At 70.4% G+C, this 26,293-nt stretch carries 27 protein-coding genes and 1 pseudogene; 16 read left to right on the top strand and 12 right to left on the bottom strand.

Going from position 1 to position 26,293, the window contains the following annotated elements:
• The first annotated feature begins 30 nt into the window (after positions 1-30).
• The 4 genes from bpln_RS09475 to bpln_RS09460 all read left to right on the top strand — a co-directional run bounded on the left by bpln_RS09475 (position 31) and on the right by bpln_RS09460 (position 2,975).
• Positions 31-324: an acyl carrier protein gene (locus bpln_RS09475; RefSeq protein ID WP_055138670.1), complete on the top strand. Its 294-nt coding sequence runs from the start codon at positions 31-33 to the stop codon at positions 322-324.
• Complete coding sequence (locus tag bpln_RS09470) at positions 321-1,103, top strand: hypothetical protein (RefSeq protein WP_055138669.1); 783 nt, start codon at positions 321-323, stop codon at positions 1,101-1,103. The genes bpln_RS09475 and bpln_RS09470 overlap by 4 nt, the downstream gene beginning before the upstream one ends.
• A 71-nt stretch (positions 1,104-1,174) precedes the next feature.
• The gene (locus bpln_RS09465; protein WP_042626603.1) at positions 1,175-2,125 is read left to right on the top strand and encodes a formyltetrahydrofolate deformylase; all 951 of its coding nucleotides are present in this window, start codon (positions 1,175-1,177) and stop codon (positions 2,123-2,125) included.
• A 73-nt stretch (positions 2,126-2,198) separates the two neighbouring features.
• A complete protein-coding gene (locus tag bpln_RS09460) occupies positions 2,199-2,975 on the top strand; it encodes a ferredoxin--NADP reductase (protein WP_042625009.1) in 777 nt (258 codons plus the stop codon).
• Here the strand turns inward: bpln_RS09460 and bpln_RS09455 are convergent.
• The 6 genes and pseudogenes from bpln_RS09455 to bpln_RS09435 all read right to left on the bottom strand — a co-directional run bounded on the left by bpln_RS09455 (position 2,942) and on the right by bpln_RS09435 (position 7,817).
• Positions 2,942-3,652 (bottom strand): GNAT family N-acetyltransferase, encoded by a 711-nt coding sequence (locus tag bpln_RS09455; protein ID WP_055138668.1) that lies wholly within the window; start codon positions 3,650-3,652, stop codon positions 2,942-2,944. The two genes, bpln_RS09460 and bpln_RS09455, sit on opposite strands and share 34 nt — an antisense overlap.
• A gap of 11 nt (positions 3,653-3,663) precedes the next feature.
• On the bottom strand, positions 3,664-3,888 hold the full coding sequence (locus tag bpln_RS09450) for a hypothetical protein (protein ID WP_055138667.1): 225 nt from the start codon (positions 3,886-3,888) through the stop codon (positions 3,664-3,666).
• Positions 3,885-5,120 (bottom strand): MFS transporter, encoded by a 1,236-nt coding sequence (locus tag bpln_RS09445; protein ID WP_055138666.1) that lies wholly within the window; start codon positions 5,118-5,120, stop codon positions 3,885-3,887. Before bpln_RS09445 ends, bpln_RS09450 begins: the two co-directional genes overlap by 4 nt.
• A 383-nt stretch (positions 5,121-5,503) precedes the next feature.
• Positions 5,504-5,623: pseudogene (locus tag bpln_RS36975) on the bottom strand (IS5/IS1182 family transposase); the annotation flags it as partial.
• A 40-nt stretch (positions 5,624-5,663) separates the two neighbouring features.
• Positions 5,664-6,425, bottom strand: a complete 762-nt coding sequence (locus tag bpln_RS09440) for an SDR family oxidoreductase (protein WP_042625005.1) — start codon at positions 6,423-6,425, stop codon at positions 5,664-5,666.
• Positions 6,426-6,596: 171 nt separating this feature from the next.
• On the bottom strand, positions 6,597-7,817 hold the full coding sequence (locus bpln_RS09435) for an MFS transporter (protein ID WP_080937182.1): 1,221 nt from the start codon (positions 7,815-7,817) through the stop codon (positions 6,597-6,599).
• 116 nt (positions 7,818-7,933) lie between these two features.
• Here bpln_RS09435 and bpln_RS09430 point away from each other — a divergent pair, with 116 nt between their 5' ends.
• The 3 genes from bpln_RS09430 (at position 7,934) to bpln_RS09420 (ending at position 10,135) form a co-directional block, all read left to right on the top strand.
• Positions 7,934-8,923 (top strand): LysR substrate-binding domain-containing protein, encoded by a 990-nt coding sequence (locus tag bpln_RS09430; RefSeq protein ID WP_055138665.1) that lies wholly within the window; start codon positions 7,934-7,936, stop codon positions 8,921-8,923.
• Positions 8,924-9,120: 197 nt separating this feature from the next.
• Positions 9,121-9,873, top strand: a complete 753-nt coding sequence (locus bpln_RS09425; protein WP_055138664.1) for a DNA/RNA non-specific endonuclease — start codon at positions 9,121-9,123, stop codon at positions 9,871-9,873.
• Entirely contained in the window at positions 9,866-10,135 is a 270-nt protein-coding gene (locus tag bpln_RS09420) for a hypothetical protein (protein WP_042625002.1), read from the top strand. The genes bpln_RS09425 and bpln_RS09420 overlap by 8 nt, the downstream gene beginning before the upstream one ends.
• 20 nt (positions 10,136-10,155) lie before the next feature.
• Here the strand turns inward: bpln_RS09420 and bpln_RS09415 are convergent, their stop codons facing one another.
• On the bottom strand, positions 10,156-11,079 hold the full coding sequence (locus tag bpln_RS09415) for an SAM-dependent methyltransferase (RefSeq protein WP_042625001.1): 924 nt from the start codon (positions 11,077-11,079) through the stop codon (positions 10,156-10,158).
• A 167-nt stretch (positions 11,080-11,246) separates the two neighbouring features.
• Complete coding sequence (locus tag bpln_RS09410; protein ID WP_055138663.1) at positions 11,247-12,308, bottom strand: LLM class flavin-dependent oxidoreductase; 1,062 nt, start codon at positions 12,306-12,308, stop codon at positions 11,247-11,249.
• A 188-nt stretch (positions 12,309-12,496) separates the two neighbouring features.
• Between bpln_RS09410 and bpln_RS09405 the strand changes: the two genes are divergently transcribed.
• Complete coding sequence (locus bpln_RS09405) at positions 12,497-13,441, top strand: GlxA family transcriptional regulator (protein ID WP_042624999.1); 945 nt, start codon at positions 12,497-12,499, stop codon at positions 13,439-13,441.
• Positions 13,442-13,505: 64 nt separating this feature from the next.
• On the opposite strand, the gene bpln_RS09400 is transcribed toward bpln_RS09405, so the two are convergent.
• The 3 genes from bpln_RS09400 to bpln_RS09390 are packed head-to-tail and all read right to left on the bottom strand — an operon-like array spanning position 13,506 to position 16,533.
• Entirely contained in the window at positions 13,506-13,820 is a 315-nt protein-coding gene (locus bpln_RS09400) for an AtuA-related protein (RefSeq protein ID WP_055138662.1), read from the bottom strand.
• Entirely contained in the window at positions 13,807-15,180 is a 1,374-nt protein-coding gene (locus tag bpln_RS09395; RefSeq protein ID WP_055138661.1) for an acyclic terpene utilization AtuA family protein, read from the bottom strand. The genes bpln_RS09400 and bpln_RS09395 overlap by 14 nt, the downstream gene beginning before the upstream one ends.
• A gap of 51 nt (positions 15,181-15,231) precedes the next feature.
• On the bottom strand, positions 15,232-16,533 hold the full coding sequence (locus tag bpln_RS09390; RefSeq protein ID WP_042626600.1) for a CitMHS family transporter: 1,302 nt from the start codon (positions 16,531-16,533) through the stop codon (positions 15,232-15,234).
• 110 nt (positions 16,534-16,643) lie between these two features.
• On the opposite strand from bpln_RS09390, the gene bpln_RS09385 reads away from it, so the two are divergent.
• The 8 genes from bpln_RS09385 (at position 16,644) to hutU (ending at position 25,700) form a co-directional block, all read left to right on the top strand.
• The gene (locus bpln_RS09385; protein ID WP_042624996.1) at positions 16,644-17,567 is read left to right on the top strand and encodes a LysR family transcriptional regulator; all 924 of its coding nucleotides are present in this window, start codon (positions 16,644-16,646) and stop codon (positions 17,565-17,567) included.
• Between the two features lie 330 nt (positions 17,568-17,897).
• Positions 17,898-18,746, top strand: a complete 849-nt coding sequence (locus bpln_RS09380; RefSeq protein WP_042624995.1) for a transporter substrate-binding domain-containing protein — start codon at positions 17,898-17,900, stop codon at positions 18,744-18,746.
• Positions 18,747-18,846: 100 nt separating this feature from the next.
• Complete coding sequence (locus tag bpln_RS09375; RefSeq protein ID WP_055138660.1) at positions 18,847-19,572, top strand: ABC transporter permease; 726 nt, start codon at positions 18,847-18,849, stop codon at positions 19,570-19,572.
• A 19-nt stretch (positions 19,573-19,591) separates the two neighbouring features.
• Complete coding sequence (locus bpln_RS09370; protein WP_042624993.1) at positions 19,592-20,338, top strand: ABC transporter permease; 747 nt, start codon at positions 19,592-19,594, stop codon at positions 20,336-20,338.
• Between the two features lie 31 nt (positions 20,339-20,369).
• Positions 20,370-21,161, top strand: a complete 792-nt coding sequence (locus bpln_RS09365; protein ID WP_042624992.1) for an ABC transporter ATP-binding protein — start codon at positions 20,370-20,372, stop codon at positions 21,159-21,161.
• Positions 21,162-21,237: 76 nt separating this feature from the next.
• Positions 21,238-22,848: an HAL/PAL/TAL family ammonia-lyase gene (locus bpln_RS09360; RefSeq protein ID WP_042624991.1), complete on the top strand. Its 1,611-nt coding sequence runs from the start codon at positions 21,238-21,240 to the stop codon at positions 22,846-22,848.
• 62 nt (positions 22,849-22,910) lie between these two features.
• The gene (gene hutC / locus bpln_RS09355; RefSeq protein WP_042624990.1) at positions 22,911-23,648 is read left to right on the top strand and encodes a histidine utilization repressor; all 738 of its coding nucleotides are present in this window, start codon (positions 22,911-22,913) and stop codon (positions 23,646-23,648) included.
• Between the two features lie 363 nt (positions 23,649-24,011).
• Entirely contained in the window at positions 24,012-25,700 is a 1,689-nt protein-coding gene (gene hutU, locus bpln_RS09350) for a urocanate hydratase (protein ID WP_055138659.1), read from the top strand.
• A gap of 117 nt (positions 25,701-25,817) precedes the next feature.
• Here the strand turns inward: hutU and bpln_RS09345 are convergent, their stop codons facing one another.
• Positions 25,818-26,180, bottom strand: a complete 363-nt coding sequence (locus bpln_RS09345) for a YXWGXW repeat-containing protein (RefSeq protein WP_080937181.1) — start codon at positions 26,178-26,180, stop codon at positions 25,818-25,820.
• Between the last annotated feature and the right edge of the window lie 113 nt (positions 26,181-26,293).

The following is a 26,293-nucleotide window of genomic DNA, read 5'->3' as shown; positions in this document are numbered from 1 at the left end:
GCCGGATCCTCAACCCAGACGGAGACAAGCATGAGCGACGTAACGACGAAGCACGAGATCATCGACGTGATCAGGACCGAACTGCTGCCCGCGCTCGAATCGGTGGCCGGCGTGGACCCGGCCGACATCGGCGCCGACACGCGCCTGCTCGGCGAGGGGCTGGCGCTCGATTCGCTCGACGTGCTGGACCTGCAGGTGGCGCTCGAAGGCCGCTTCCGGGTCAGCCTGCCGGTGCTGAACCGCGCGCTGATCGAGGCCTCGGGCAACAGCGTGGGCGGGCTCGCCGCGCTGGTGATCGAGCATCGGTCGCAGGCCACCGCATGAGTGCGCGCGCGCTCGTGATCGACGCGCACGGCGCCATCGAGCAGGCGCTGTGCTCGCGGCTCGCGGCGGCCGGCACGCGGGTGCTCGCGCATCGGCGCGAGGCGGTGGACGCTGTCGCGGCGGCCGGCGCCGACGGCGCGGTGAGGTTCCAGGACGGCGGCCCCGGCGTGACGAACGTCTGCGCCGCGCATCCCGCCGCGCATCTGGCCGCCTGGGACGCGAGCCACGGGCCGTTCGACACGATCGTGTTCGGCCGGCCGCGCGACGCGTCGGCCGGCCTCGGTGGGGGCGACGATGCCGCCGCCGAGTTCGACAGCCTTGACACCTTCGATGCGTTCGCCGAGCGGCTCGAAACGCGCCTCGGCGATTTCCTCGCCACGCTGCAGGCCGCCGCGACGCTGCTGCGCCGCGGCGGCAACGCGCAGATCTGGGCGCTCACGCAGGAAGACAGCATGGGCTATTACCTCGCCACCACGCCCGCCGCGCTGCCGGTGGACGTGCGTGCGCGCCACGCGGCCGTCAAGAGCCTCGGCAAGGAGATGCTGCGGCTCGGCGTGAAGGTCAACGCCGCGCATCTGCAGCCGGCCGCCGAGGAGGCCGCCGACGCCTCCGCGTGGAGCGACGCGCGCGACGGCCTGAAGGCGTTCGCGCTGCGCTTCAAACCCAACGGCGCGGGCGCGGTGGCGAACGCGCTCGTGGCCTGGATCGTCCGCGACGACCTGCCGGTCGCGGGCATGGTGGTGCCGATCGGCATCGGCTTTCCGGAGAACAACCTGTGACCCTCAACGAAACCCTGATCGATTCCTCGCGCGCGCGCCGCCATGACGACGCCGCGCAGGTGCTGGCCCGCCTGCGCGGCGGCCAGACCCATCCGGCCGCCGGCCGCGAATTCGTGCTGCGGCTGTCGTGTCCCGACAGCCGCGGCGTGGTGTACGCCGTCTCGCGCGCGCTCTACGAGGCCGGCTGCAACATCGTCGACACGCAGCAGTTCAGCGACTTCGATGCACGCGCCGCGTCCTCCCCATCGGCTCCGGCCGCCCCGGCAGCGGCCGACGGCGCCGCCGCGCGGGGCCGCTTCTTCATGCGCGTTCACCTCGACGCGCCCGGCGCCGCGACCGGCCCCGACGCGATCGCGCGGCTGCTCGACCCGCTGCGCCGCGACTACGACATGCAGATCGAAGTCCACGACGCCGGCTGGCGGCCGCGCGCCGCGATCCTGGTGAGCCGCGAGGGCCATTGCCTGAACGACCTGATCTTCCGCCAGAGCGTGGGGCAGCTGCCGGTGGAGATCGCCGCCGTGGTGTCGAACCACGAGGACCTGCGCGAGATGGCCGAGCGTTCGGGCCTGGCGTTCCATCATCTGCCGCTCGACGCGGCCGCGGGCGGCAAGCCGGCGCAGGAAGCGCGCGTGCTCGCTCTGCTGGAGCGCGAGCGCGTGGAGCTGGTGGTGCTCGCGCGCTACATGCAGATCCTCTCGCCCGAGCTGTGCGCGAGCCTGCGCGGGCGCGCGATCAACATCCACCACAGCTTCCTGCCGAGCTTCAAGGGCGCCCAGCCTTACCGCCAGGCGCACGCGCGCGGCGTCAAGCTGATCGGCGCGACGGCTCACTACGTGACCTCCGATCTCGACGAAGGGCCGATCATCGAGCAGGACGTCGAGCGCGTCGACCACGCGGCCGGCCCGCGCGAGCTGGCCGCGATCGGCCGCGACATCGAATGCGTGGTGCTCGCGCGCGCGCTCAAGTGGCACTGCGAGCACCGCGTGCTGATGAACGGCGCGCGCACCGTCGTGTTCCGTTGACGTCCGCCGCTGAAATGCGCCGCCGAGCGCCGCCTCCTTCCCGGATCTCCCGCAACCCGCCTTCGAACCCACCATGTCCGCCTATACCGAACAGACCGTCCTCAGCGTCCATCACTGGAACGACACCTTGTTCAGCTTCCGCGCCGAGCGGCCCGCCGGGCTGCGCTTCTCCAGCGGCCACTTCGTCATGATCGGCTGCGAGATCGACGGCAAGCCGCTCACGCGCGCCTACAGCATCGCCAGCGCCGCGCATGCCGACCATCTCGAGTTCTTCAGCATCAAGGTGCCCAACGGCCCGCTCACCTCGCGCCTGCAGTACCTGAAGCCCGGCGACAAGCTGCTGGTGTCGCGCAAGCCGGTCGGCACGCTGGTGCTCGACGACCTGCTGCCGGGCCGGCGGCTCTACCTGTTCGGCTCCGGCACCGGGCTCGCGCCGTTCATGAGCGTGATCCAGGATCCCGAGGTGTACGAGCGCTTCGAGCAGGTGGTGCTGGTGCATGGCGTGCGCTACGTGAGCGAGCTGGCCTATGCCGACTTCATCCGCGAGGAGCTGCCCGGCAGCGAGTTCCTCGGCGAGATGCTGCGCGACAAGCTGGTCTATTACCCGACCGTCACGCGCGAGCCGTTCCACAATCGCGGCCGCATCACCGACCTGATCGAGAGCGGCAAGCTGTTCGAGGATCTCGGCGTGCCGCCGCTGTCGCGCGAGCATGATCGCGCGATGCTGTGCGGCAGCCCCTCGCTGTTGAACGATCTGTGCGCGCTGCTCGATGCGCGCGGCCTGCGCGTCTCGCCGCATCAGGGCGAGCCGGGCGACTACGTGATCGAGCGCGCGTTCGTCGAGAAGTAACGGTGCAGGGCCGGCGCGATCGTGCGGGCAAGCGGCACGACGCGCAGGCCGGCCGGCATCAGCACGCCGGGCGGCACGTCGCCGGCGCCCGGTGCCGTGGCGGAGCCGGCCGAACTGGCCAGAGCGGCCGAGCCGGCCGGCATGAAGCGATGGCGCGCGAACGTCTCGCGATGCTCGATCGCGTCGGGCAGCGGCGTGTGCCGGATCGTCTGGCAGCCGAGCGAGGCCGCGAACGCGACGCTGCGCGCGAGCAGCGCGTCGAGCGCCGGGGCGGCATGCGCGGCGCTCACGTGCAGGCGCCGGATCTCGGCGGCGCACGCCGGCGTGTCGTGCGCGACCAGCGCCGCGCAGCCCACCGGCCGGCCGTCCAGCTCGGCCAGGAAGACCGCCCCGTGCGGCGTCGCGTAGGGCCCCGGCAGCGAGGTCAGCTCGGTGCCGAGCCGCAGCATCTTCACGCCCAGGCGCAGCAGCACCTTCTCGTAGTCGAGCAGCAGGTCCTGCACGCATTCCTCGTCGTCGGGAAAGCGGGCCGCGCGCGCGACGCAGAGAGTCGGCGCGTGCAGCGGGCGCGCCGCCTGCCGCGGGGCGCGCGCGAGCGACGAGAGCGACGAGAGCGACGCGTCGGCGCCGGCCGAGAAGCCGGCCAGGCGTTCGCCGGCAAGGGGCAAGGTGGCCATGTTGGAATCCCTCATCCGCACATCGAGAATCCGGACAGCAGCGCGAGCATGGTGGACGGCGTCAGCCACGCGGCGAACGTGACGGCCAGCAGCGCGAGTCCGGCCAGCCCCAGCAGCACGCGGCACCAGCCCGGCCACGCGAGGCGGCCGGCGCGGCGCGCGGCCGGCGGCGCGGGCCAGGCGGCGTGCTGCCGGCGCGTGTCGGCCGGCCCGTGGGTGCCGTGGCGCGGGTTCATGCCGGCTGCGCGGCCGGTGCCGCCGAGAGGCGCGGCACGCTGCTGTCGTTGATCGGCAGATGCACGAGGCCCGCCACCACGCCGAGCGCCATCGAGCCGTACCAGAGCGGCAGGTACGAATGCACGGCGTCGTAGACGAGGCTGCCGATCCAGACGCCGAAGAAGCTGCCGAGCTGGTGGCCGAAGAACACGAAGCCGAACAGCGTCGCGATGTAGCGCACCCCGAACACCTGCGAGACCACGCCGCTCGTGAGCGGCACCGTGCCGAGCCAGATCAGGCCGGTGACGAACGAGAACACGTAGAGGCTCGCCGGCGTGAGCGGCAGCAGCACGAACAGCGCCATCGCGATCACGCGCGTGAAGTAGATGCCGGCCAGCAGGTACTTGCGGCGCCAGAAGCCGCCCGCGTAGCCGCACAGGAAGGTGCCGACGGTGTTGGCCAGCGCGATGATGGCCAGCGAGATGCTGGCCTGGCGCGCGCTCATTCCGTGGTCGAGCAGGTAGGCCGGCATGTGCGCGGCCACGAACGCGAGCTGGAAGCCGCAGGCGAAGAAGCCGATGTTGAGCAGCCAGAAGCCGCGGTGGGTGAGCGCCTCGTGGACCGCCGCGCGGATCGTCTGGTGCTGGCCGCCCTCGGCGCCGCGTTCGAGCGGCCGGTCGCGCAGCCAGGCCGCGAGCGGCGCGGTGGCCAGCATCACCGCGGCCAGCACGAAGATCGCGCGCACCCAGCCGAACGAATCGATCACGCCCTGCGCGAGCGGCACCATCACGAACTGGCCGAGCCCGCCGATCGTGCCCGAGATGCCGAGCGCCCAGCTGCGGTGCTCGGGCGGGAACAGCCGCGAGAGCGCGCCGTACACGGCGCCGAACGCGGTGCCCGACAGCGCGATGCCGACCATCACGCCGGTGCCGAGCGTGTAGACGCCGGTGGAGGCGGCGAGTGCCATCACCACGAGGCCCAGCGCGTAGAGCACGCTGCCCGCGAAGATCACGCGCGCCGAGCCGTAGCGGTCGGCGATCATCCCCGTGAACGGTTGCGAGATGCCCCAGATCAGGTTCTGCAGCGCGAAGGCGAGGCCGAATGCCTCGCGGGACCAGCCGTGATCGAGCGTGACCGGCACCAGGAACAGGCCCTGCACGCTGCGCACGCCGAGCGCGCCGCCCATCACCACGCCGCCCGCGATCACCAGCAGCCAGCGGTAGCGCCAGGCGTCCTCCGAACGAATCTGCATTACGTCTCCCTGATGTCTTCCCGATGAGGTCGCGCCGTGTGCCTCGTGGGCGGGGCGCGTGGCGCGGCCCGCGCCGGAGGCGGGCAGGCGAACGCACGTTCATTTAAGCGTAGTGCATGGCGCTGCATCAAGTGAGATCGCGGCACGCTTCGCATTCGCCGTATGCATGAAAGCGGGCCGGGACGGGGGCGCCGGCGCGTGGCCTGCTTGGGGGCCAGGGGAGTGCTCGCGCGATCGCGGGCGTTCAACGATCAAGGCGCGGCTGCAAAAGGCAATGAACCTTACATCGAGCTTGTCGAGACGCGGGAAGATGCGTCGAAAGCCCTCTGGCGGCGAAACAATCGCTTGGACCGTGGTTCGTTTTCGTGACGCTCGTACCTTTTTCGCAGGCGTCGCCAGAATGTCATGCCGCTGCCGAAGCCGAACGCCTGCGGCAAGTCTTCCCACGGCATACCGATTTGCAGGACATGCAGGATGCCGTTCAGCGGCGCTGCCCCGGAAACACCGGACACGGCATCGCATCCGGGCACGACGACGAACACCTCACTTCCCCCCCGTCGCATCGAGAAACGTCCCCGTCACGAACGACGCCTCCGCGCTCGCCAGCCACAGAATCGCGCGCGCCACTTCCTCCGGTTGCCCGCCGCGTCCCATCGGGATCGAATCCTTCACTCGATCCACGCGCCCCGGCTCGCCGCCGCTGGCGTGCATGTCGGTATAGATATGCCCCGGCCGCACGCAGTTCACGCGGATCCCTTCGCGCGCCACTTCCTTGGCGAGGCCGGTCGTGAACGTTTCGATGGCTCCCTTCGACGCCGCGTAGTCGACATATTCGTTGGGACTACCGAGCCGGGCCGATGCCGACGAGACGTTGATCACGGCACCGCCGCGCCCGTGGTGGCGATAGGCCATCCGTTTCACCGCCTGCTGCGCGCAGAGCATCGGGCCGATCGCGTTCACGGCGAACACGCGCTGCATGCGCTCGAAGCCGAGATCCTCGAGGCGTGACTGCCGCGCGATGATCGCGGCGTTGTTCACGAGCACGTCGATCCGGCCGAATTCACGGTCGATCGCGGCAAACAGCGCGGCAACTTGCTCCGGGTCCGCGCTGTCGGCCCGCACGGGCAAGGCCCGTCGCCCGAGCGCCTTCACGTCGGCCGCCACGCCGAGGGCCGCGGCTTCGTCGGCGACGAAGCTGATCGCCACGTCGTAACCGCGCGCGGCGGCCAGCCTTGCGGTGGCCGCGCCCACGCCGCGGCTGCCTCCCGTGATCAGGATCAGCGGGGCCTGCGAAACGGAACTCATTGGATGAACCTCCTCTTGATGATGCGATGACGATCCGGGCCGGCCATGACGCACGGCCCTCGTTGAATCAACGCCGAACCGGGACCGCGCCACCCGGCGGTTTCACGCCACGCTCGCCGCGCCCGACGGCCCATGCACGCGACCCGCCACCAGACACGGCAACCGGCCCGCTCATGCCGCGCGCAAATGCCGGCGAAGCATCAGCGCCAGCGGCAGCACGGCCAGCGCGGTGGCCGCCGTCGCGAACGTGGCGCCGTGGACGCCGACCCGGTCGCCGAGGAACGCGTAGGCAATCGGGGAGAGCGCACCCGACGCGATCGTGCCGGTGTAGAACAGCGCGAACGCGCGCTCGGTGTGTTCGACCGGCGTCAGCTCGGGCACGGTGCCGTAGAGCACGGACGACGTACCGTTGAGCATCATGCCCAGCAGCGGCAGCAGCACCATGGCCGGCGCCAGCGGCAGCCAGATCACGGCGAGGATCAGCGCGGCCGTGCCGCCTTCGGTCGCGAGCACGGTGCCGATCACGCCCATCCGCGCGCCGAGCCAGCCGCAGGCGAACTTGCCGGCGGCCCCGCCGATGAACACGAGCGCGAGCGCGGTGCCCATCATCGATGGCGAGATGCCTTTGTCCTTCATCAGGAACGGCAGGAACGTGAGCAACCCCATGCGCACGGCCGTGTCGAGCACGCCGATCGTGAACAGCAGCGAGAAGCCGCTGCGCGCGCCACCGTCGCGACGGCTCGCGGCGCCTTCGACGGCCACGTGGCCCCTCGGTATCGCGGGGAGAAAAAGTGCAATCAAAGCCGCCACCGCCACGCCGATCACCGACACGCTCCACAGCGCGTGACGCCACGGCATGACGGTGACCATCAGCGAGATGGCGGCCGGCAACGCGGATTTGCCGAGGTCGCCGGAGAAGTTGTAGAGGCTGAGCGGCCCGCGGGCGTCGCGCCCATACACGCGCGAAACGGCGCCCGAGGCAAGCGGATGCTGCGTGCTCGAACCGCTTCCGGAGAGCGCGAGCGCCACGCACAGGCCGAACAGCGTGCCCGACATGCCGGCCACGGCGTAGCCGAACGCGGCCAGCAGGGTGCCGAGCGCGAGCGTGGCGCGCGTGCCGAGGCGCCGCGCGAGCCAGCCGGCGGGCAGTTGCAGCGTGGCCATGGTGCCCGCGTAGATCGCGCGCAGGGCGGCCAGCGCGCCGTAGCTGAGACCGAAGTCGGCCTGCCAGACCGGCAGCAGCGCATAGATCATGTCGGTATAGCCGTCGTGCAGCGCATGCGCCGTGCAGGAGAGCCACAACACGCGCGAACGCGAGGCGGCGGCTGGTTGCGTGGCCAGGGCAGGGGAGGAGGAACGTGTCATCGGACAGTCGAAGCGCGGCGCCGCCATGGGCGCCCGCACGTGTATCGGGTGAAGGGACAGGGCTAGTCTAGGGATGCCGGGTATTCGCCACAACTGACGTAAAATTGAGTCAGACGGGAGAAAAAGTCACGGATGAGTCACCGATGAACACGACCAAACGCGTCATCAAGGAAGCGGACCGGCTGCCGCCATTGAATGCGTTGCGGCACTTCGAGGCGGTGGCGCGGCTCGGCAGCTTCGCGGCCGCGGCCAGCGACCTGCACGTCACGCACTGGGCGGTCGGCAAGCAGATCCGCTTGCTGGAGGACTGGTTCGGCGTGCCGCTGTTCGAGCGCCGCGCGCGCGGCGTGGTGCCGACCGACGAAGGCGTGGCGCTGCTCAACGACGTGAACGGCGCGTTCGCGCGCCTGGGCAGCTCGGTCACGCGGCTGCGCCACGAGTCGGCCACGCGGCGCATCACGGGCGTGGTGCGAGTGAACGCGCTGGCGAGCTTCGCCTTGTGCTGGCTGATACCGCGGCTCGCGGATTTCCAGACGCGCTACCCCGATATCGACGTGCGGGTCTCCACCACCTCGCGCAAGCTGCGCTATGTCGGCGATGCATTCGACGTGGGCGTGCGCTCGGGTCCCGAGCACGCGGCGGGCCTCGTGTCGACCACGCTGATGCCCGATCTGCGTCTGCCGGCCTGCAATCCGGCAGTGCTGCTGAGCCATCCGATCCGCACCGTTGACGACCTGCGTCACCATACGCTGCTGCACTCCACGAGCACGCGCACGGCCTGGTCCGACTGGTTGCGGCAGGCCGGCTCGCCGGGCCTGCAGGGCGCCCGGCATCTGGCCTTCGATCACGTGTTCCTGCAACTGGGCGCGGCCGCCGAAGGGCTCGGCGTGGCGCTGGCCTCGCTGCCGCTGATCGAGCGCGAGATCGCGGCCGGGCGCCTCGTCTGCCCGATCTCCGAGCCGGCATGGCGCGGCCCCGACTACACGCTGGTCGTGAACACCGATCGCACCGGCGACGCCGCCGTCACGGCCTTCCGGCAGTGGATCGTGGCGGCGGCGCAGCACGAGGCGGAGCCCGCGCGAAGCGGGCGGCCCGTCGCGCCGCGTGCGAAACGAGCGCGGCGCGAGACGTGATCGCCGCGGTTCGCTCGATCTCGGAGATACGCGATCCGGCCATGAAAGCGCGCTCGTCGTGAAGCCGCCCGGGCCGGCGAAGCCATCGCGACATTTCCTGCCACCGGTCCCGAAAAAGATCAACGAGACACGCTCACCAGCGCCCACGCCTGCGATTCGCCCCGCTACAATGCGCGCTTTTTTCTCGAAAAAGACGCATGACTATGAAATGGCTAGCCGCGCTGAGCCTGCTGTCGATCGCGGCGAGCGTCCACGCCGCGTCGTGTTCGCAGTTTTCTCCGTCCGGCCTCGAGCCCGAGCTGACGAATCCGAAGATGGTCAGGCAGGCGCGCCTGCTCTGTTATTCCGACTTCGAAGTGCTGCACTCGGGCATCACGCATACGCCGCTCTGGTCGGCCGAGCATCTGACCGCCGCGCATCTGGCCGACGCGAAGGGCGAGGTGCGCACCAATCGCTTCTTCGCGGAAGCGCGCCTGCCGGCGGGCGAGGGCGCGACGCTGGCCGACTACCGGCGCAGCGGCTTCGATCGCGGCCACATGAGCCCGGCGGGCGACCGCTGGAACGACGCGGCGATGGCGGAATCGTTCTCGCTGGCGAACATGATTCCGCAGAATCCGCAGAACAACCGGCGCCTCTGGGCGCATGTGGAGGAGGCGGTGCGGGCGATGGCGATGCGCGACGGCGAGGCCTACGTGGTGACCGGCCCGATGTTCCATGGCAGCGAGCTGCAGACGATCGGCGCGAACCGCGTGATCGTGCCCACGGAAATCTTCAAGCTGGTCTATCTGCCGTCGCGGGGCGTGGCGTTCGCGATCGTCGTGAAGAACAGCAACGCGAAGCGCTACGATATCGAAACCGTGCATCAACTGGAGGCCGCCAGCGGGCTGCGTTTCCCCGGCGTGCCGGAACGACTGAAGGATATGAAGGCAGGAGGGTTGTCAGGTGTCTAGGACGAATTTCCCCGCGTTTGCCGACGACAGCACCGTCGTCAACCTCGCCGGCGACGCGTTGACGATCAGCAACGACCCGTCGCGCATCCGCCTGAGCGGTGAGCTCGAGATCGCCCGCGACCAGGAAGGGCTGAAACGGGCGCAGGCGCTGCTGGCCGCGCTCACCAGCATCGTCGAGGCGCTGAAGGCGGCGCCCGACCTGCCGGCGAAGCTCGCCGACGAGCCGCCGGCGCCCACCGGCACGATCGCGAACCCGTTCTGAACCGAACGCGCGCGGCGCGCTTATGCGGGCTTGCGCGCCACCACGGTCGGGAACATCCGCGCGCCGTCGTCGATGAACGTGACGTCGGCGAAGCCGGCGCGTTCAAGCTGCTCGCGCGTCTGCGCATGGGTGCGGAAGCTGCTCCACTTCGCCTCGATCACGCGCGCGAACAGCAGGAACTGCAAGCCGAGCAGCGCCGGCGTGGTGGTGCTCATGTCCCACGGCGAATCGGGCGAGAGCGAGGGCGGCGGCGTGAGGAAGCTGGTCACGAGGCGCCCGCCCGGCTTCAGCGCGTCGAAGAACTTGCGATACAGCTGCACGACGCGTTCGTCGTCGGGTTCGTAGAGGTTGATGCCGTTGCTGGTCAGCACGTCGGCTTCGGCGTGCAGGTCCATTTCCCAGGCATCGGCCCGGCGCAGCGACAGGCGTTCGGTCAGGCCGCGTTGCTCGGCCAGCGCGCGCGCCGCGTCGAGCGCGTTCTGGTCGAGATCGACGCCGATCAGCCGCACGTCCGGCGCCCGCGTGTAGTCGAGCAGCAGCAGGTCGCCCATCACGCCGCCGGGCACCGAGGCGAACACGGCGCCCGGCTTCAGCAGGGCCTGCAGTTCGCGGCGGAAGATGCCGAAGCGCTCGCGCGTGGCGCAGGTGGCGGGCAGGCGCTCGAAGCTCAGGTATTCGAGTTCGGGCACCTGGCCCAGTTGCAGGCTGCCCGGCTCGTGCGTGACGAGGCGGTGCGTCCAGATCGCGTCGAGCCCGCGGTTCACGAGCAGGAAGCGGCCGAGTTCGAATTGCGCGAGCTGGTCGACCAGCGCCAGCTGCTGGTCGAGCGTGGCGCCCGGGAACGGCTCCGCGGCGCGCAGGCGGGCCTTGGTCGCTTCGATCGTGGCATCGAGCGTGGCGCCGGATTGCGCCTCGTGCGAGATCAGTCGGTCGGACGTGTCCATCGTGTCGGTCGGCTCCGCGTCAAGGTGGGAATGGAATAGGGCGCACGATCATAACGCGTGTCGGCGCGGCGCTCCATACCTGCCCGGGGCCGCCTGCGTGCCGCCGTCCGGCAATTCGCATGGGGCATCGACGCATCGACGCATCGACGCTGCCCGGCCCGCCGCGCTCAGGCGCCCAGCAGCCGCTTCACGCGCGGAATCACGTGTTCGGCGAAGCCCTGCATGTCGGCCTCGAACGGCTGGAACTGCAGCATGAACAGCTCGATGCCGGCGCGATGGAACGCGGCGACGCGCTCGGCCACCTCGTCGTAGCTGCCGACCAGCCCGGCCGCGGTGCCGCCGTTCGAGCCGACCCGCGCCGAGCGCGCGAAGGTCTGGATCATCACCACGTTCGGGTCGATATTCCGCTTTTGTTGCTCGCGCAACGGCTTGTCGAGTTCGGCCAGCGCGAACAGGTGCTGGAGATGCGCCTCGGCCTCGCCGGCCGTCTCGCGCGCGATCACGAACGCCGACAGCCCGAAACGCAGCGGCGCGGCGCCGGCCGCGCGCGGCCGCGTGCCGACGTCGGCGATCAGGCGCGCCACGTCCTCGTGCGGCTGGCCGTTGATGAACCAGACGTCGCCATGGTCGGCCACCAGCTGGCGCGCCGGCTCCGATTCGCCGCCCACGTAGATGCGCGGCCGTGCCCGGAACGGGTCGGTGGGCCGCAGCGCGTAGTCGTCGATGCGGAAATGCTCGCCGGCAAAGCGCACCGTCTCGCCGGCCAGCAGCGCCTCGACCACGGTGATCCATTCGCGCCCGTAGGCGTAGCGCGCGTCGTGCTCGGCGAAGCCGATGCCGGCGCGTTCGAGTTCGGGCCGGTTCCAGGCGTTGACGAGGTTGATCGCGAAGCGCCCGCCGCTGATGTGCTCGATCTGCTGCGCCATCTTGGCGAGCACCACGGGGTGGTAGAGGTAGGGCTTGATGGCCGCGATGATCTCGATGCGTTCGGTCAGCGCGGCGAGCGCGGCCGAGGCGGTCCAGGCCTCGAGCTGGTCGAGCGCGGGATCGTGCGGATTGATGGTGTGCTGCGCGACCAGCACGGAATCGTAGCCGAGCCGTTCGGCGGCCAGCACCAGCGCCTTGTTGCGCGCCCACGAGGCGTCGTAGGGTTCGTCGGGATCCTGCAATGCGGCACGGCTGCCGTGAACGAGCGCCCACACGCCGAAGCGGGGAAGGGAGGCGGCCATCGGAGTTCCTTGGTGAGGCTGAGCAGCCCGCTATGGTCGCGAGATCGCCGGCCGCCACCAACCAAGTTTTCGAGCTATCGATATTCTTGCGCGCCGGCCACGCTTTGCGCCGCTGTCACGGCGGCGTCCCGCATGAGGTATAACGTACCGCTTCAGGACATCGACATATCGACACGACGGAGCCGCCCATGCATCGAATCGGATATCTGCTCAGCGACGGGTTTCAGATCATGGCGCTGGCGTCCCAGACCATCTTCGAGGTGGCGAACCTGGTGGCCGGCACGCCGTTCTATACGGTCGAGAACCATTCGATCTCGGGCGGCCCGCAGCGCTCGTCGCTCGGCATGCGGGTGGAGACGCGGGCGGCGCCGCCGCGCGGCGGCGTCGATACCTGGCTGGTGGTGGGCGTGATCGATCCGCTCGTGGTGCCGCCGCCGGACGATCTGGTCGCGTTCCTGCGCCGTTCCAGCGGCCGCGCGCGCCGCGTGGCGGGCATCTGCACCGGCGGCTTCATGCTGGCCGAGGCGGGGCTGCTGGACGGGCGCCGCGCCACCACGCACTGGGCCTTCGCGCGCGCGCTGCGGCAGGCGCGTCCGGCGATCCAGGTCGAGGACGACCGCATCTACATCGTGGACGGACCGGTCTGGACCTCGGCGGGCATGACGGCCGGGCTCGATCTGGCGCTGGCGATGGTCGAGCAGGATCTGGGCGCCGACGTGGCGCGCTCGGTCGCGCACAAGCTGGTGATGCATCAGCGGCGCTCGGGCGGCCAGTCCCAGCACTCGGAGATGCTCGAACTGGCGCCGAAGTCGGACCGCATCCAGAACGCGCTGAACTACGCGCGGCAGAACCTGCATCGTCCGCTGTCGGTGGAGGAACTGGCCAAGGCGGTGCATCTGAGCCCGCGCCAGTTCAGCCGCGTGTTCACGATGGAGACGGGCCAGTCGCCGGCCAGGGCGATCGAGGGGCTGCGCCTGGAAGCGGCGCGCCTGATGGTCGAGCGCGGCACGCATCCGCTCGAGGTGATCGCGCGCGAGACCGGCTTTCGCGACCGCCGCCACCTGCGCGAGGCGTTCGTGCGCGGCTTCGGCGTGCCGCCGCAAGCGGTGCGGCGCGAGGCGCGGGGCGGCTGAGGCCGGGCGGGCGAGCCCACGGCCGCCGCCGGGCAGCATCCGCGCGTCGCCTCGAATTGCCGCCTCAACCCGGCGGCGCCGACACCTCGATCGCGAGCAGCGCCGAGCTGACCGACTTGCCGTGCGCGTCGAGCGCGAGCGAACGCGTGACGCCGCCGCCCAGCGCCTCGCCGAGCACGAAATTGAAGGCGGCCAGCGCCGGCAGTTCGTGGCGCACCACCTCGCCCCGCACGAATGCGCCGAGCCAGGCCTTCACGCGCGCGGCGCTCAGCTGCTCGCGCAGGTGCGCGTAGTGTTGCGGATCGCGGCAGATCACCGAGACGTTCAGCGTGTTGCCCTTGTCGCCGGTGCGCGAATGCGCGAGTTCACGCAGTTGCATCGTCAGCCTCCACCATCGTGAACGTGGGCCGCACCTGCTCGCGCGGCAGCAGCACCGACTGCACGGCCAGCACCTCGCGCGCTGCCTTGGTCACGCCGCCGCCGCCGGCCGGCCCGTTGGTATAGAGCGTTTCCACCTCGTTGCCGATCCGCGCCGCGTCGACCGTCGTGGCGGTGCGGCCCGCCACGCGCAGCCGCACTTCGGCGGGCTCGCCGCGCGTGCCGGCCAGCGTGTCGCCGTACAGCGCGTCCACGCCGATCAAATCGATGCGCAGCTCGCTCACCGCCACGCCCGTCAGCGCCAGCCGCTCGCGCACGATCTCGCCGGCCAGCCGCGCGCGCGCGGTCGCGCCGGGGCCGCCATACGAGATCTGCCCTTCGCCGATATGGCCGTCGGTGTAGGCCACCGACACCTTCAGCGTGTCGGGTCGCGCGCGGCCGGCGCCGCCCGTCACGCGCACGCGGTCGGGGCCGTCGGGCACGACGCTCACGGCGCTGAAATCGGCGGTCACGTCCGGTTGCAGGTAGCAGGCCGGATCGTGGATCTCGTAGAGCAACTGCTGCTTGCAGGTGTCCACGCTGACCCGGCCGCCCGCGCGCGCGAGCTTGGTGACGGTCACGGCGCCGTCGGCGGACACCTCGCCGATCGGAAAGCCGAGCCGCGCCAGGTCCGGCACGTCGAGCCAGCCGGGATCGGCGAAATAGCCGCCCGTGACCTGGCCCGCGCATTCGAGCAGGTGGCCGACCACGGTGGCTTGCCCGAGGCGCGTCCAGTCGTCCATCGGCCAGCCGAACGCGTGGATCAGCGGCGCGGCGAACAGCGCCGGGTCGGCCACGCGGCCGGTCAGCACCACGTCCGCGCCGGCGGCCAGCGCCGCGACGATCGGCTCGGCGCCGAGGTAGGCGTTGGCCGACACGATGCGCTCGCGATAGTCGGCGACCGCGTCGCCCGATTCGAGGAAGCGAAACGCGCCGGCGAGTATCGGCCCGAGCACGTCGTCGCCGCTCACGGCCGCCACGCGCAGCCGGCCCACGCCGAGCGCGGCCGCGATCCGCGCGGTCTCGCGCGCGGCCGCGAGCGGGTTCGCGGCGCCCATGTTCGAGATGATCCGCACGCCGTTCGCGGCGGCGGCGGGCAGCACCGCGCGCATCCGCGCGCCGAGCAGCGGATCGTAGCCGAGCGCCGGATCGGCGCGGCGCGCCTGTTGCGCGATCGCGATGGTGCGCTCGGCCAGGCATTCGAAGATCAGGTAATCGAGCGCGCCGTGTTCGGCCAGTTCGACGGCGGGCTCGATGCGGTCGCCGGAGTAGCCGGCGCCGGCGCCGAGCCGGACCGGACGATCGGGGGGAAGGGCGGTCATGGTGAACGATCCGGTTGTGCGCGCAACGACATGGCGGATGTCGTCATCGCATCAGAGCGGGAACACGCCGAGCACGACGCAGGCGATCGTCATCACGACGGACGCGCCGAACAGCAGCGGGAACGTGAATTTCTGGTGCTCGGCCAGCTCGATGCCGCACAGCCCGACCACCAGGAACGTGGCCGGCGTGAGCGGGCTGACGGGAAAGCCGGTGGTCATCTGGCCGAGCAGCGCGGCCTGGCCGACATGCACGGCCGGCACGCCGAGCTGCCCCGACACCTCGGCGATCACGGGCAGCACGCCGAAATAGAACGAATCGGGATCGAACAGCAGGCTCAGCGGCATCGCCAGCAGGCCGAGCACGACCGGGATGTGGCCGGCCATCGACGGCGGCACGAAGCCCACCGCCGCGCCCGCCATCGCCTTGAGCATGCCGCTGCCCTGCATCACGCCGGTGAACACGCCGGCGGCGAGCAGGATGCCGGCCATCATCAGCGCGGCGCGCGCGTGGGCGTCGATGCGCTTGCGCTGCATCTCGACGTCGGGATAGTTGACCACCAGCGCGATGCACAAGCCCACCATGAAGGTCAGCGCGGGCGGCACCCGCTCGCCCAGCACCACCATGCTGCCGAGCACCAGCACCGTCAGCGCCAGGTTGAAGCCGAACAGGCGCGGGCGGCGCAGCGCCTGCTCCTCGGGCGTCAGCACGCGCTCGGGCATCGGGATCGCGCCGTGCGCCGCGCCGCCGAGCCGTTTTTCCTCGCGGCGGCCGAGCCAGTAAGCGGCGCCGAACACGAACGCGAGGCCCACCGCCTGCACCGGGATCAGCGGGTTGAACAGCGCGGAGATCGGCAGGTGCAGCGAGGCCGAGGCGCGGATCATCGGCCCGGTCCAGGGCAGGAAGTTGATGCCGGCCGCCATCGACACGGCCGCCGCGAGCACGCGCCGGTCCATCTTCAGGCGGTCGTAGAGCGGCAGCATGGCCGGGATCGTGACGAGGAAGCAGACGGCGCCCGAGCCGTCCAGGTGGATCAGCAGCGCGAGCAGCGTGGTGCCGATCACGATGCGCGTGGGGCGCGTGCCCACCGCGCGCAGGATCCGGTCGATGATCGGGTCGAGCGTGCCGGCGTCGGTGATGGTGCCGAAATAGAGGATCGCGAACACGAACATGCCCACCACCGGCGCGAGGCTTTTCAACCCGCCCACCACGAAGCCGCCGACCTGCAGCCCGAAGCCGCCGGCGAGCGCGGCGGCCACCGGCACGACGATCAGCGCCACGAGCGGCGAGAGCCGCCGCGTGAGGATCGTGCCGAGCAGCGCGACGATGGTGGCGAGCCCCAGCAACGGCAGCATCATGGTGTCTCCGGTCTTGTCTTTTGATGAGGGCGAGCGTAATTTCGCCACCGCGATAACGCAATTGAAATGATTTGATCGCAGCAATCACACTTCGTTATGGATCGGACATGGACCTGAACCTGCGCGAGCTTCGCGCGTTCGTCACCGTCGCGCAGGCCGGCAACTTCACGCGCGCGGCGGCGCGCCTGCATCTCTCGCAGCCGGCGCTGACCGTGCAGATCCGGCGCCTCGAGCAGACCGTCGGCGCGCGCCTGTTCGACCGCAACAGCCGCAGCGTGGCGCTCACGCAGACCGGGCGCGAGCTGCTGCCGCTGCTGCAGCGCTCGCTCGACGACATGGAGCGCGTGCTGCGCGACGCGCGCGCGCTCGGCGACGGCACCGCCGGCACGGTGCGGCTGGCCTGCCTGCCGACCTTCGCGGCCAGCGTGCTGCCGGACCTGATCCGCGAGTTCCGGCGGCAGGTGCCGCAGGCGCGCTTCGAGATTCGCGACGGGGTGGCGAGCGCGGTGGACGCGCTGGTGCGCGGCGAGGAAGTCGATCTCGGGCTGACCGGCGGCGAGCGCGTCGACCCCGCGCTCGAGGTGCTGCACGCGGGCTCGGACCGGCTGGTGGTGGTGTGTCCGCGCGGGCATCCGCTCGCGCGGCGCCGCCGCGTGACGGCCGCCGACCTGGCCGCGCACCCGCTGGTGCTGACCGCGCGCGGCACCAGCGTGCGCGCGGTGGTGGACACGGCGCTCGCGGCGCCGGCCGGGGCGGGCCGGCTGCCCGAGGTGGCCTGCGAGCCCACCTACATGATGACGGCGGTGGCGATGGTGCGCGGCGGGCTCGGCGTGACGATCCTGCCGGCCTCGGCACGCGAAGTGCTCGCCGAGCCCGAACTGGTGACCCGGCCGATCGCCGACGCGGCGTTCGCGCGGCCCGTCGCGCTCGTGAAGCGGCGCGGCCGCACGCTGCCGCGCATCGCCGAGGCGTTCGCGGCGGCGCTGGTCGCGCACGGGTTGCAAGGCGCGGTGCAACCGCCGAAACCCTGATGTACGCTGACGGCCGCGCGTGCGCGAGGCGCGCGCCGGGCGGGATCGAGGGGCGCCGGAGGCAACGGTGCAACCGATTGTTCAGTTGACTAGATGACTTCGCGTGTGCGGGCGAAGTCCCGGGGCCGGGCGCTTCGCAGGCTTCGCGAAAGCACCGCCGAATCTGCGTCAAACCCATACAGGGCAACGTTCCAAGGGTATCCCCTAGGTCGCCGTTCGTTTTCTCGAAATCGCTTGCCAAGGTGATTTTGTTGACTCATTCTTGTCTATACAAGATCAACGTTGGTCGTGGTGTTGCAGGTAATTTCCGAACCTATGGGGAATGTCGACATGAAGAGTAAGCACAGCCGTCTCGCAACGCTCGTGATCGGAGCGGTCCTCGGATCCGCGATGATGGCCGGGTCCGTGCAGGCGAAGGACTGGAAGACCGTCACGATCGCGCTCGACGGCAGCTACGCGCCGTGGAACCTGACCTTGCCGGGCGGCAAGCTCGGCGGCTTCGAGCCGGAGCTGGTCGCGAACCTCTGCGCGCATGCGCATTTGCAGTGCAATCTCGTCACGCAGGACTGGGACGGCATGATCCCGGGCCTGCAGGCCGGCAAGTTCGACGTGCTGATGGACGCGATCTCGATCACGCCGGACCGCGAGAAGATCCTCGCGCTCTCGCAGCCCTACGCGTCCACGCCGGCCACCTTCGCGGTGGCCGACACCAAGATCCTGCCGAAGTCGTCGCCGGCGGTGGGCGCGGTGCGCCTCGACAACGACGCGCGCAGCGCCTCGCCCGCCATCGAGATGCTGCGCAAGGCGCTCAAGGGCAAGACCATCGGCCTGCAGTCGGGCACGATCTACACGGCCTTCGTCAACAACAACTTCAAGGACGTGGCCTCGGTGCGCGTCTACAAGAGCGCGCCCGAGCGCGACCTCGATCTCGCCAACGGCCGCATCGACGCGTCGTTCGACGACATCACCTACTACACCGCGAACGCCGACAAGTCGCACGTCGTGCCGGCCGGCCCGGTGATCGCCGGGCCGGTGTGGGGGCCGGGCGAGGGCCTCGCGTTCCGCAAGACCGATACCGACCTGAAGGCGAAGTTCGACGCCGCGATCACGGCGGCGAAGGCCGACGGCACGATCAAGAAGCTGTCGATGAAGTGGTTCAAGACCGACGTGACGCCGTAAGCGTCGCGCGGGCTCTCGCGGCGCCGCGTGCCGCGCCCGGCGGGGCGCGCGGCGTCAGTCCGGTAGTGCTGCATCGTCTGGCTTGCCTGGGGTAGTCGCCATGTCGTCTCTCATCACCATGCTCGGTTTCGGATCGGAGGGCTGGGGCAGCGTGCTGCTGCTTGGCGCGCTGATGACGATCGTGCTCACCTTGTCCGCGCTCGCGATCGGTTCGGTGTTCGGCGGCCTGGTGGCCGCCGCGAAGCTGTCGCGCTTCCGGGCGCTGCGCGTGCTCGGCGATTGCTACACGACCGTGTTCCGCGGCGTGCCCGAGCTGCTCGTGATCTACCTGTTCTACTTCGGCGGCTCCTCGCTCGTCACCACGGTCGGCCAGTGGTTCGGCGCCGACGGCTTCGTCGGCGTGCCGCCGTTCGCGATCGGCGCGGTGGCGGTGGGCATGATCTCGGGCGCCTACCAGGCCGAGGTCTACCGTGCCGCGGTGCTGGCCGTCTCGCGCGGCGAGCTCGAGGCCGCGCGCGCGATCGGCATGCCGCGCCTGACGGCCGCGCGCCGCGTGCTGATCCCGCAGGTGCTGCGCTTCGCGCTGCCGGGCCTCGGCAACGTCTGGCAGCTGAGCCTCAAGGATTCCGCGCTGATCTCGGTGACGGGCCTGGCCGAGCTGCTGCGCGCCACCCAGGTGGCGGCCGGGTCCACCCACGAATATTTCCTGTTCTTCGTCGCCGGCGGCGCGCTGTACCTGCTGATGACGGGCCTCTCGAACCGCGTCTTCGGCAGGGCCGAGGCGCGCGTGGGCCGCTCGTTCAAGCGCAACTTCGCACGCAACTGACGTCAGGGCGGCCACCATCATGCATATCGATTTCCCGTTCCTGCTCGACACCATGCGGCAGCTGATCGCCGCCGTGCCGACCACGCTGGGGCTGTTCTTCCTGTCGCTGGTGCTGGGCGGGCTGCTCTCGCTCGTGATCGTCACGCTGCGCGTGTCGCCGCACTGGCTGCCGAACCGCTTCGCGCGCGCCTACATCCTGGTGTTCCGCGGCTCGCCGCTCCTGATCCAGATGTTCCTCGTCTACTACGGGCTCGGCGAGTTCGGCGTGATCCGCGAGAGCTTCCTGTGGCCGGTGCTGCGCGAACCCTACGTGTGCGCGGTGCTCTCGCTCGCGCTCTGCACCGCCGGCTACACGGCCGAGATCATTCGCGGCGGCCTGATGGCGGTGCCGGTCGGGCAGATCGAGGCCGGCCAGGCGATCGGCCTGTCGGGTTTCGCGCTGCTGCGCCGCGTGATCGGCCCGATCGCGCTGCGCCAGTGCCTGCCGGCGTATTCGACCGAAGCGGTGCTGCTGGTCAAGTCCACCGCGCTCGCGAGTCTCGTGACGGTGTGGGAAGTCACGGGCGTCGCGCAGCAGATCATCCAGCAGACCTACCGCACCACCGAGGTGTTCGTCTGCGCGGCGCTGATCTACCTGTTCCTGAACTTCCTCGTGGTGCGCGTGCTCGGCTTCGCCGAGGCGCGGCTCTCGCGGCACCTGCGCGGCGCGCCGGCGGCGGCGCCGCAAGCCGTCGCCACGCTCGAGGCGCGGCGCGCCGCGCCCTGAACGATCGCCCCATTCCCTGCTGGAGAAACGCATGCATTCCGCCAATCCCGTCGCGCTGTCCGCGCGGAACATCCACAAGTCGTTCGGCGATCACCACGTGCTGAAGGGGATCTCGCTCGACGCGCGCGAGGGCGACGTGATCTCGATCCTCGGCGCGAGCGGCTCGGGCAAGAGCACGTTCCTGCGCTGCCTGAACCTGCTCGAGATCCCCGACGACGGCGCCGTGACGCTGGCCGGCGAGGAACTGAAGATGACGCGCCGCCGCGACGGCACGCTGCAGCCGGCCGACCGGCGCCAGGTGGATCGCGTGCGCTCGCGGCTCGGCATGGTGTTCCAGAACTTCAACCTCTGGTCGCACATGACGGTGCTCGAGAACGTGATCGAGGGGCCGATGCGCGTGCTGAAGCGCAGCCGCGCCGAGGCGGTGGAGGAGGCCGAGGCGCTGCTCGCGCGGGTGGGCCTGGCCGAGCGGCGCGCCCACTATCCGGCGCATCTGTCGGGCGGCCAGCAGCAGCGCGTGGCGATCGCGCGCGCGCTCGCCATGCATCCGAAGGTGATGCTGTTCGACGAGCCGACCTCGGCGCTCGACCCGGAGCTGGTGGGCGAGGTGCTGCGCGTGATGCGCTCGCTCGCCGAGGAGGGCCGCACGATGCTGGTGGTCACGCACGAGATGGGCTTCGCGCGGCACGTCTCGAACCGCGTGATGTTCCTGCACCAGGGGCAGGTGGATTCGGACGGCACGCCCGACGAGGTGTTCGGCGAGCAGAAGTCCGAGCGGTTCCGCCGCTTCGTGTCGGGCCACGAGGACCGCAATGCCAGCTGATTCACCGTTCGCACGAACGTTGCGGGTGCAACGGCCGTTCGTCCACGCCACCATCGTCTGATCCGCAGGTACCGCCATGGCCATCCTCCGTTCCGATCGCCCGCTCGACTGGCGCGACATCGCCGCCGTCGCCGCCGGGGAGCCGCTGCACCTTTCCGACACGGCGCGCGCGAACATCGCGGCCGCGCGCGAGCTGGTCGAGCAGATCGTCTCGCGCGCGATCCGCGCCTACGGCGTGAATACCGGCGTGGGCGCGCTCTGCGACGTGGTGGTGTCGCCGGCCGACCAGCACGATCTCTCGCACAACATCCTGATGAGCCACGCGGTGGGCGTGGGCGCGCCGCTCGGCCGCGAGGAGACCCGCGCGATCATGGCCGCCGCGATCAACAACTTCGCGCACGGCCATTCGGGCGTGCGCGTGGAAGTGGTGGAACGGCTCGCGGTGCTGCTCGAGGCCGACTGCCTGCCCGAAGTGCCGGCGCTCGGCTCGGTCGGCTACCTGAGCCACATGGCCCACATCGCATTGGTGTGCGTCGGCGCGGGCCACGTGCAATGGCGCGGCGAGCGGCTCGCGGGTGCCGACGCGCTCGCGCGGCTCGGGCTCGCGCCGCTCTCGCTCGGTGCCAAGGAAGGCTTGAGCCTCGTGAATGGCACGCCGTGCGTGACGGGCCTGGCCGCGCTCGCGCTGCGGCGCGCCGCGCGGCTGCTCGACTGGGCCGACGCGGTAGCGGCGATGAGCTTCGAGAATCTTGGCGGGCAGATGGCCGCGTTCGATGCGGAATCGCTCGCGTTCCGCGTCTCGCCGGGGCTCGCCGAGGTGGGGGCGCGCATGCGCGCGGCGCTCGACGGCAGCGGGCTGCTCGCGGCCGCGCTCGGCCGTCACACGCAGGATCCGCTCAGCATGCGCACCATCCCGCACGTCCACGGCGCCGCGCGCGACGTACTCGCGGCCACCGCCGAGGTGGTCAATCGCGAACTGGCCTCGACCACCGACAACCCGATCGTGACCGGCACGCCCGACACGCCGCGCGTCTATTCGCAGGCGCACGCGGTGGGCGCCTCGATCGCGCTGGCGATGGACAGCCTCGCGGTGGCGGTGGCGCAGGTCGCGGCGATGGCCGAGCGGCGCATCGACCGGCTCGTCAATCCGCTCGTGAGCGGGCTGCCCGCGTTCCTCGCGCATGCGGGCGGCACGCGCTCGGGCTTCATGATCGCGCAGTACACGGCGGCCTCGCTGGTCGCGCAGAACCGCCGCGAGGCGGCGCCCGCGAGCCTCGACGGCGGCGTGACCTCGGGGCTGCAGGAGGATCATCTGTGCCATGCCACGCCGGCCGCGCTGAAGGCGCTGGTGGTGATCGAAAATAGCTGCCGGATACTTGGGATAGAATTGCTCGCCGCCGCGCAGGCCTACGACCTGCAGCCGGTCGAGGCGTCGCGCGCGGCCTATACGGAGGCGCTGCATGCGCGCATTCGCGGCGAGGTCGCGACCTATCGCGACGACCGGCCGCTCGCCGACGACATCGCGTTCGCGTTCCGGCTGATCGCCGACGGCACGCCGCCGCCGCTGCCGGACCCGGTGAAGGTGCGGCCGGTGGACGGCACGCTGCTGGCGGACGCGGCGCCGCCCTCGGCGGGCGGCCCGATGGCGTCGGCCAACGACGTGCTGCCCGCGGCGATCGGCGGCTGAACGGCGCCACCTTGCGATCGCGGCCGGCCGATCGCCCCTCACCGACGAAGTCGAGAATAACGATGATTACGAATACAGTGGACGATGCGACGCAGCCGGCGGGGGCGCGCAAGCCGGCTCCCGCCTATGAGCAGATCAAGCGCTACGTGATCGGCCACATCGCCAGCGGCACCTGGAAGCCCGGCGAGATGATTCCGTCCGAGACCGAGCTCGTGAAGGAGTTCGGCGTGGCGCGCATGACCGTTTCGCGCGCGCTGCGCGAACTGACCGCCGAACGCGTGCTCACGCGCGTGCAGGGCTCGGGCACCTTCGTCGCGCCGCGCGACGTCGAATCCACGGTGCTCGACATCCGCAACATCGCCGACGAGATCGTGGCGCGCGGGCACCATCACAGCGCGAAGGTGCTGCTGCTGGAATCGAGCCTCGATCCGCAGGCCTGCGCCGCGCTCGATCTGGCGGCCGGCCCGGTGTTCCATTCGCTGATCGTCCACTACGAGGAAGGCGAGCCGATCCAGTACGAGGATCGCTACGTGAACCCGCGAGTGTTTCCGCAGTACCTGGAGCAGGACTTCACGGCCGAGACGCCGAACCGCTACATGGTGCGGCTTGCGCCGATCCAGCGCGCCGATTTCCGCATCTATGCGCAGAAGCCCGAGGCGCCGATCCGGCGCCATCTGGCCATGGAAATCGGCGAGCCGTGCCTGATGATGTGGCGGCGCACCTGGGTGGGCGAGGCGGTGGCCACCGCCGTGCAGCTCTGGCATCCGGCCTCGCGCTTCCATCTGGCCGGCAGCATGTGAGCGCCGGGGCAGGGCGCGCGAATCGCTCGCGGGCCATGCCGCCTTGATGCGTTGATGCGTCTTCGCGGTTTGCGCGCGCCCGTTCGCGGCGCGCGCCGCGCCGCCTGCGTCGTCTGCTTTTTCTTCCTGTTTGACTAGACAAGCTGCTCGTGTCCCGGCATGGCGATGCGGGTGTCGGCGCGCGCGCGTCCACAAAAAATACCTTCGGATTGCTGCTCTCGGTATTAATCCCGAGGCCGCGAAAAATTTCCATTTCCAGGATAAAACGCGTTGTCTAGACAACATTGGCCGGCTAGACTCGTGGCTGTCCGGTTGCGCTGCAGCCGATCGTGCCGATCCGGCTTTTATCTCCCGAGGGCTGTCATGAACCATCCGAACCACATCGATCCGCGTCTCGATCCGACGCGCGTGATCCGCGCGCCGCGCGGCGCCGAGAAGACCTGCAAGACCTGGCTCGCCGAGGCGGCGTACCGGATGCTGCAGAACAACCTCGACGCCGAGGTGGCCGAGCATCCGCATGCGCTGGTGGTGTACGGCGGCATCGGCCGCGCCGCGCGCGACTGGGCGTGCTTCGACCAGATCCTCGCCTCGCTGAAGGACCTCGAGGACAACGAAACGCTGCTGATCCAGTCGGGCAAGCCGGTCGGCGTGTTCCGCACCCACGCCGACGCGCCGCGCGTGCTGCTGGCGAACTCGAACCTGGTGCCGCACTGGGCCAACTGGGACCACTTCAATGAACTCGACCGCCAGGGCCTGATGATGTACGGCCAGATGACGGCCGGCAGCTGGATCTACATCGGCAGCCAAGGCATCGTCCAGGGCACCTACGAGACGTTCTTCTCGGTGGCGAACCAGCACTTCAACGGCGATCCGTCGGGCCGCTGGATCCTGACCGGGGGCCTGGGCGGGATGGGCGGCGCGCAGCCGCTCGCGGCCACCATGGCCGGCTTCTCGATGATCGCGGTGGAATGCGACGAGTCGCGCATCGATTTCCGCCTGAAGACGCGCTACGTCGACAGGAAGGCGACCAGCCTCGACGAGGCGCTCGCGCTGCTCGACGAGGCCAGGCGCGACGGCCGGCCGGTGTCGATCGGCCTGCTCGGCAACGCGGCCGACGTGTTCGCCGAGGTGGTCGCGCGCGGCATCACGCCGGACTGCGTGACGGACCAGACCAGCGCGCACGATCCGGTGAACGGCTACCTGCCGCAGGGCTGGAGCGTGGCGCAGTGGCAGCAGGCGCGCAAGGTCGATCCGCAGAGCATCGTCACGCCGGCCAAGCAGTCGATGGCCAGGCAGGTGCAGGCGATGCTGACGCTGCAGCAGCGCGGCGCGGCCACGCTCGACTACGGCAACAACATCCGCCAGATGGCGCTGGAGACGGGCGTGCAGAACGCGTTCGACTTCCCGGGCTTCGTGCCGGCCTACATCCGGCCGCTGTTCTGCGAGGGCAAGGGGCCGTTCCGCTGGGTGGCGCTGTCGGGCGATCCGGAGGACATCTACAAGACCGACGCGAAGGTCAAGGAGCTGATCCCCGACGACGCGCACCTGCACAACTGGCTCGACATGGCGCGCGAGCGGATCGCGTTCCAGGGGCTGCCGGCGCGGATCTGCTGGGTGGGCGTGAAGGATCGCTACCGGCTGGGCCAGGCGTTCAACGAGATGGTGAAGAATGGCGAACTGAAGGCGCCGGTCGTGATCGGCCGCGACCACCTGGACACGGGCTCGGTGGCGAGCCCGAACCGCGAGACCGAAGCGATGAAGGACGGCTCGGACGCGGTCAGCGACTGGCCGCTGCTGAACGCGCTGCTGAACACGGCGGGCGGGGCGACCTGGGTGTCGCTGCACCATGGCGGCGGGGTGGGGATGGGCTTCTCGCAGCACGCGGGGGTGGTGATCGTGGCGGACGGCAGCGCGGCGGCGCACGAGCGGCTGGGGCGCGTGCTGTTCAACGATCCGGCCACGGGCGTGATGCGCCACGCCGATGCCGGTTATGAACTCGCGCAGCAGACCGCGCGCGAGGTCGGGCTCAAGCTGCCGATGCTGGGGCGTTGATGCCGGGCTGCTGATGCGGCCGGCCGTCATGGACGGCCGGCGATCTCGACGACGGCCGGTGCGATCGTGGCATGCCATCATGCCTGCGATCGCGCCGGCCGTTTTTCATGGGCGGGCTCAGCGCGCCCAGCGTCCTTCCACCCAGACCCAGCCCGGGCCGCGCTGCGCCCAGTGGCCCGGCACCCAGTGATGGCCGACGCGCACCACTTCCCAATGGCCCGGCTCCCATTCGTAGGCGCCGTGTACCCAGCGCCAGTGGCCCGCGGCCCATGCATAGCCGCTGCGTTCGGCCGGCACCACCTCGACGCGCGGCGGCGGGGGCGGGGTGCGTACCACGACGGTTTCGACCGGTTGCGCCGGTTCGACCACGCAGGCGGCGAGGCCAAGGCCCGCGAACGCCGCGATGGCGAGCGCGCCGAGCGTGCGCCGCGCGGTCTGGCGCAACACGACCTGCCCGTCTTGTTTCGTTTTTTCTTCCATGATTCCTTCAGTTGTCCTGCGCGGTTTATGTTGTTGAAATAATCGGCGCGCGCGCGCTGGCGTCGGCGCCGCGGCGACATCATAAGCGAACCCGAACGGAAATCCATCGGAAA

The organism is Burkholderia plantarii (assembly GCF_001411805.1).
In the GTDB taxonomy this organism is placed as follows: Bacteria; Pseudomonadota; Gammaproteobacteria; order Burkholderiales; family Burkholderiaceae; genus Burkholderia; species Burkholderia plantarii.
The sequence above is the reverse complement of the archived record's forward strand: the minus strand, read 5'-3'. Positions and strand labels throughout refer to the sequence as shown.

Bases quoted from the DNA above. Each gene is read 5' to 3' on its own strand.
- bpln_RS09475 (WP_055138670.1), top strand. From the start codon at position 31: ATGAGCGACGTAACGACGAAGCACGAGATCATCGACGTGATCAGGACC.
- bpln_RS09470 (WP_055138669.1), top strand. From the start codon at position 321: ATGAGTGCGCGCGCGCTCGTGATCGACGCGCACGGCGCCATCGAGCAG.
- bpln_RS09460 (WP_042625009.1), top strand. From the start codon at position 2,199: ATGTCCGCCTATACCGAACAGACCGTCCTCAGCGTCCATCACTGGAAC.
- bpln_RS09455 (WP_055138668.1), bottom strand. From the start codon at position 3,652: ATGGCCACCTTGCCCCTTGCCGGCGAACGCCTGGCCGGCTTCTCGGCC.
- bpln_RS09450 (WP_055138667.1), bottom strand. From the start codon at position 3,888: ATGAACCCGCGCCACGGCACCCACGGGCCGGCCGACACGCGCCGGCAG.
- bpln_RS09445 (WP_055138666.1), bottom strand. From the start codon at position 5,120: ATGCAGATTCGTTCGGAGGACGCCTGGCGCTACCGCTGGCTGCTGGTG.
- bpln_RS09440 (WP_042625005.1), bottom strand. From the start codon at position 6,425: ATGAGTTCCGTTTCGCAGGCCCCGCTGATCCTGATCACGGGAGGCAGC.
- bpln_RS09435 (WP_080937182.1), bottom strand. From the start codon at position 7,817: ATGGCGGCGCCGCGCTTCGACTGTCCGATGACACGTTCCTCCTCCCCT.
- bpln_RS09430 (WP_055138665.1), top strand. From the start codon at position 7,934: ATGAACACGACCAAACGCGTCATCAAGGAAGCGGACCGGCTGCCGCCA.
- bpln_RS09425 (WP_055138664.1), top strand. From the start codon at position 9,121: ATGACTATGAAATGGCTAGCCGCGCTGAGCCTGCTGTCGATCGCGGCG.
- bpln_RS09415 (WP_042625001.1), bottom strand. From the start codon at position 11,079: ATGGACACGTCCGACCGACTGATCTCGCACGAGGCGCAATCCGGCGCC.
- bpln_RS09410 (WP_055138663.1), bottom strand. From the start codon at position 12,308: ATGGCCGCCTCCCTTCCCCGCTTCGGCGTGTGGGCGCTCGTTCACGGC.
- bpln_RS09405 (WP_042624999.1), top strand. From the start codon at position 12,497: ATGCATCGAATCGGATATCTGCTCAGCGACGGGTTTCAGATCATGGCG.
- bpln_RS09400 (WP_055138662.1), bottom strand. From the start codon at position 13,820: ATGCAACTGCGTGAACTCGCGCATTCGCGCACCGGCGACAAGGGCAAC.
- bpln_RS09395 (WP_055138661.1), bottom strand. From the start codon at position 15,180: ATGACCGCCCTTCCCCCCGATCGTCCGGTCCGGCTCGGCGCCGGCGCC.
- bpln_RS09390 (WP_042626600.1), bottom strand. From the start codon at position 16,533: ATGCTGCCGTTGCTGGGGCTCGCCACCATCGTCGCGCTGCTCGGCACG.
- bpln_RS09385 (WP_042624996.1), top strand. From the start codon at position 16,644: ATGGACCTGAACCTGCGCGAGCTTCGCGCGTTCGTCACCGTCGCGCAG.
- bpln_RS09380 (WP_042624995.1), top strand. From the start codon at position 17,898: ATGAAGAGTAAGCACAGCCGTCTCGCAACGCTCGTGATCGGAGCGGTC.
- bpln_RS09375 (WP_055138660.1), top strand. From the start codon at position 18,847: ATGTCGTCTCTCATCACCATGCTCGGTTTCGGATCGGAGGGCTGGGGC.
- bpln_RS09370 (WP_042624993.1), top strand. From the start codon at position 19,592: ATGCATATCGATTTCCCGTTCCTGCTCGACACCATGCGGCAGCTGATC.
- bpln_RS09365 (WP_042624992.1), top strand. From the start codon at position 20,370: ATGCATTCCGCCAATCCCGTCGCGCTGTCCGCGCGGAACATCCACAAG.
- bpln_RS09360 (WP_042624991.1), top strand. From the start codon at position 21,238: ATGGCCATCCTCCGTTCCGATCGCCCGCTCGACTGGCGCGACATCGCC.
- hutC (WP_042624990.1), top strand. From the start codon at position 22,911: ATGATTACGAATACAGTGGACGATGCGACGCAGCCGGCGGGGGCGCGC.
- hutU (WP_055138659.1), top strand. From the start codon at position 24,012: ATGAACCATCCGAACCACATCGATCCGCGTCTCGATCCGACGCGCGTG.
- bpln_RS09345 (WP_080937181.1), bottom strand. From the start codon at position 26,180: ATGGAAGAAAAAACGAAACAAGACGGGCAGGTCGTGTTGCGCCAGACC.